The organism is Streptomyces bugieae (assembly GCF_036352915.1).
GTDB lineage: Bacteria > Actinomycetota > Actinomycetes > Streptomycetales > Streptomycetaceae > Streptomyces > Streptomyces endophytica.
The window spans coordinates 1-465 of the sequence record NZ_JAZBJP010000133.1 but is presented as its reverse complement, the minus strand read 5'-3'; the positions used below and the strand labels follow the sequence as shown (position 1 = coordinate 465).

Sequence of the window (465 nt, the reverse complement as noted above, 5' to 3'; positions counted from 1 at the left end):
GGAAAGCTGCTCGCCGCAGCTGCGCCAACAGGGTGAGTGCGGCCTCTCGGCGGCGCCCGCTCCGATGTCCGAGGGCGACGGGGGCACTCCGGCCGGCACCGTGCTGCTGACGGTCCTCGGGGCGCTGCTGGTCCTGCTGCTGCCCCTGCTGCCGCTGCTCTGGCGGACCAGGGCGAGAAACCGGCGGCTCGGTTCCGGAGGGCGTACGCCCGCGGACGCGGCGGCCCGGGCCCTGGCGGAGGTGATCCTCGCCCGCGACCTGGCCGGGCGGGTGGAGGTCTCCTCGTTCCACGACGAGGCCGTCACGGAGATCGCCCGGCTGGTGCCGGGGGTGCGTACGGTCCTGATCGCCAGCCGCTGGGGCGGGGACATCGTGGACCGGGCGCGGGCGGCGGGGGCGGCCACGCTCGCGCTGAACATCCGGCGGCTCACCCTGGAGACCGTGGAGCAGGCGCACGCCGAGGG

The 465-nt window shown here is 76.3% G+C and carries 1 protein-coding gene; it reads left to right on the top strand.

Annotated elements, in window-relative coordinates:
• Positions 1-19 precede the first annotated feature (19 nt).
• Positions 20-465, top strand: a 446-nt coding sequence (locus tag V2J85_RS40540) for a PI-PLC domain-containing protein (protein ID WP_474064979.1), incomplete at its 3' end; no start/stop codon positions are given.